Annotated in this window: 1 protein-coding gene; it reads left to right on the top strand. The window is 73.8% G+C overall.

Annotated features, from left to right (window positions below; all coding sequences use genetic code 11):
• A partial coding sequence (locus ACLQ2W_RS33715; protein WP_425791916.1) for an amino acid adenylation domain-containing protein occupies window positions 1-4,106 on the top strand: 4,106 nt, incomplete at both ends.

The following is a 4,106-nucleotide window of genomic DNA, read 5'->3' as shown; positions in this document are numbered from 1 at the left end:
ACCGACAACTTCTTCGACCACGGCGGACACTCCCTCCTCGCCACCCGCCTCATCAGCCGCATCCGCAGCACACTCGGTGGCGACGTGCCGATCCGCACGCTGTTCGAGTCCCCGACGCCCGCCGCACTCGCCACCCGGCTCGCCGCCACGCCGGCTGAGCGGCCACGGTTGCGCCACCGGCCGGACGACGACCCGGCCGCCCTGTCCGCCGGGCAACAACGTCTTCTGCTGCTCGACCGCATCGACGGTCCCAGCCCGACGTACACCATCGGTTTGCGCCTGACCTTCGACGGTGACCTCGACGTGCCGGCGCTGGCCGCCGCCCTCGGTGACGTCGTCGGCCGCCACGAGCCCCTGCGCACGGTCTATCCGGACCGGGACGGCCAGCCGGCGCAGCGCCTGCTGCCCGCCGATACTCCGGTCGACCTGCCCGTCATCACGGTCGGCGTGGTCGATCTGCCGACGGCCCTGCTCGAGGCCGCGCGCGTGCCGTTCGACCTGGCGACCGACCTGCCGCTGCGCGCCATCCTGTTCCGCCTCGGCCCGAGCGAACACGTCCTGCTGCTGCTGATGCACCACATCGCGGCAGACGGCTGGTCCCTGGCCCCCCTGTCACGCGACCTCGTCACCGCGTACGCCGCCCGCCGCACCGGCGAGGCGCCGCGGTGGGAGCCGCTGCCCGTGCGGTACGCCGACTACGTCGGCTGGCAGCGCGAACTGCTCGGCGGCGTCGGCGACCCGGCGTCGCGGCTCACCGCCCAGACCCGCTTCTGGCAGGACACGCTGGCCGGCCTGCCGGAGCGGATCGCGCTGCCGGCCGACCGGTCGGACCCGGCGACCGCCACCCATCGGGGCGCGATGCTCGACCTGGTGCTGGACGCCGACCTGCACGCCGGCATCCTCGCGACCGCCCGCGCCGGAGGGGCCACCGTCTTCATGGTGCTGCTCGCCGGGCTCGCGGCCACCCTGGCCCGGCTCGGCACCGGCACGGACGTCCCGATCGGCACGCCGGTCGCCGGGCGCACCGACGAGAAGCTCGACGACCTGGTCGGCTTCTTCGTCAACACGCTGGTGATGCGCGTCGACCTGACCGGGAACCCGACCTTCGCCGACCTCGTCGCCCGGGTCCGCGACGTCGCGCTCGACGCCTACGCCCACGACGACGTCCCGTTCGAGCATCTCGTCGAGGTGCTCAACCCGGCCCGGTCCCTGGCCCACCATCCCCTGTTCCAGGTCATGCTGGCGTTGCAGAACACGCCGGACGCCGCCTTCGACCTCGCCGATCTCCACGTGGAACTGGGGCCCGTCACCACCGGCACGGCCCGGTTCGACCTGTTCTTCAGCCTGCTGGAGCGTTACGACGCCGGCCGGGCCGGCGGCCTGCGCGGCATCGTCGAATACGCCACCGACCGGTTCGACGCGGCGACCGTCGAGGCTCTGGTCGGCCGGTGGCGGCGGCTGCTCGCCCAGGCCGTCGCCGACCCCGGCCGCCGGCTGAACGACATCGACGTGCTGACCGCCGACGAACGCGGTGAACTGGACCGCTGGGGCACCGACGCGGCGTCCTCCCCAACAGCCACGCCGATCGCCGACCAGATCGCCGCGCAGGCCGCCGCGACCCCGGAGAACGTCGCCGTCGAAGCGCCCGACGGCAGCCTGACCTACGCCGAACTGCTCGGCCGCGCCGACGACCTCGCCGCCACCCTGGCCCACCACGGGGTCGCCGCGGAGTCGATCGTCGCCGTCGCGCTGCCCCGCTGCCTCGACCTCTACGTGGCCCTCGTCGCCGTGCTCCGCGCCGGCGCCGCCTACCTGCCGATCGACCTCGGCCACCCGGCGGAGCGGATCGGGTTCATGCTTGCCGACACCCGCCCCGCGCTGCTGCTCACCACCGATGCCGATCTCGCCCGACACGGCACACCGGTCATCGGTCCGGAGTCGTGGTCGGCCGGCCACACTCTCGCCAGGCCCGTGGTCCGGCCCGACAATCCGGCGTACGTCGTCTACACGTCCGGCTCGACCGGCGCCCCGAAGGCGGTGGTCATGCCGTCCGGCGCGCTGGCCAACCTGCTGGCGTGGCAACGGGAGGAACTGCCGGGCGGGCCGGGGACCCGCACCGTGCAGTTCACCTCGGTCGGCTTCGACGTCGCCGCCCAGGAGATCTTCGGCGCCCTCACCACCGGTCGGACGCTGCTCGTCCCGGATGACGACACCCGCCGCAGCGGCGAGTTGCTGGCCGGCTGGCTCCAGGGCAACGCGGCCACCGAGCTGTTCGCGCCGCAGCCGGTGCTGGCCGAGATCGCGGAGGCCGCCGCCGAGGGCGACCACCGGCTCCCGGACCTGCACGTGATCGCACAGGCCGGCGAGGCCCTGGTGGTCGGGGAGCAACTGCGCCGCTTCTTCGCCACCCGCCCACACATCGGGCTGCACAACCACTACGGCCCGGCCGAGACCCACGTCGTCACCGGCACGCCGCTGACCGGCCCGGCCGGCGGCTGGCCGGTACGCGCACCGATCGGCCAGCCCGTAGCCGGTGCCCGGCTGCTGGTGCTCGACGCCTGGCTCAATCCCGTGCCGGTGGGCGTCGCCGGTGACCTCTACATCGGCGGTCCCGGACTCGCCCGCGGGTACCTGGGCCGTCCGGGCCTGACCGCAGAGAGGTTCGTCGCGGGCCCGAACGGCTCCCGGCTCTACCGCAGCGGTGACCGTGCCCGCTGGCGCCCGGACGGTCAGCTCGAGTTCCTGGGCCGCACCGACGACCAGGTGAAGATCCGCGGGTTCCGGGTCGAGCCCGGTGAAGCCGCCGCCGTGCTGGCCCGCCATCCCGGTCTGGTTCGCGCGACCGTGATCGCCCGCACGGACCAGCCCGCGGTGGTACGTCTCGTCGGCTACGCCGTGCCCGCCCCGGGTTGGACCGGTACGCCCGGCGAGCTGGTCGACTGGCTGCGTGACCGGCTGCCCGACTACCTGGTCCCCACCACGGTCGTGCTGCTGGACGCGTTGCCCGTCACGCCGAACGGCAAGCTCGATCGCGCCGCCCTGCCCGCTCCCGTGCACACACCCGGGCGCGCCGCCCGCAACCCGCGCGAGCAGATGATCGCCGACCTGTTCGCCGAGGCGCTGGGCGTCGACGCGGTCGGCGTCGACGACAACTTCTTCGACCTCGGCGGCCATTCGCTGCTCGCGACCCGGCTGATCAGCCGCATCCGCACCACGATGAGCGCGGACGTGCCGATCCGCGCGCTGTTCGAGACGCCCACCGTGGCCGGTCTCGCCGCCCGCCTCGACCCGGGCAGAGCACACCGACCACCGGTACGCCCGGCGACGAGCCGGCCGGAGCTGCTACCGCTCAGCTCCGCCCAGCGCCGGCTGTGGTTCCTGCACCGGCTGGAGGGCCCCAGCCCGACCTACAACATGCTCATCTCGTTCCGCCTCACCGGCGCCCTCGACCCCGCGGCGCTCCGCCAGGCCCTGCACGACGTGGTCGCCCGCCACGAAGCGCTGCGCACCGTGTACCCCGAAGTCGACGGCCGGCCGTGGCAACGCATCGTGCCGACCGAGCAGGCCCGGGTCGAGTTCGACGAGGCCGACGTGACGCCGGAGCAGATGACGGAACTGCTCGCGGCGGCCGCCCGGTTCGCCTTCGACCTCGCCACCGACCTGCCGCTGCGGGCCAGCCTGCTCCGGCTCGGCCCCGACGAGCACGTGCTGCTGCTCGTGCTGCACCACGTCGCGGGCGACGGCTGGTCGATGGCGCCCCTGTCGCGCGACATCGTCACCGCCTACGCCGCCCGGCACGGCGGCCGGCCACCGCACTGGACTCCCCTGCCGGTGCAGTACGCCGACTACACGCTCTGGCAGGAGGAACTGCTCGGCGCCAAGGACGACCCGCACAGCCTGTTCGGCAGCCAGACGGCATACTGGCTGACCGCGCTCACCGGGTTGCCCGACCAGATCAACATCCCGGCCGTACGCACCCGCCCGGCCGCCGCCTCCTACCGTGGCGACCTCCTGAAGCTGCGCATCCCGGCCGACGTGCACGCGGGCCTCGTCCGGCTGGCCCGGGAGACCGGTACGACGGTGTACATGGTGTTGCTGGCTGGTCT

Origin of the sequence: Micromonospora sp. DT227, assembly GCF_049841835.1 — a bacterium.
Lineage (GTDB): Bacteria > Actinomycetota > Actinomycetes > Mycobacteriales > Micromonosporaceae > Micromonospora.
This window is presented reverse-complemented; position numbering and strand designations above follow the sequence as displayed.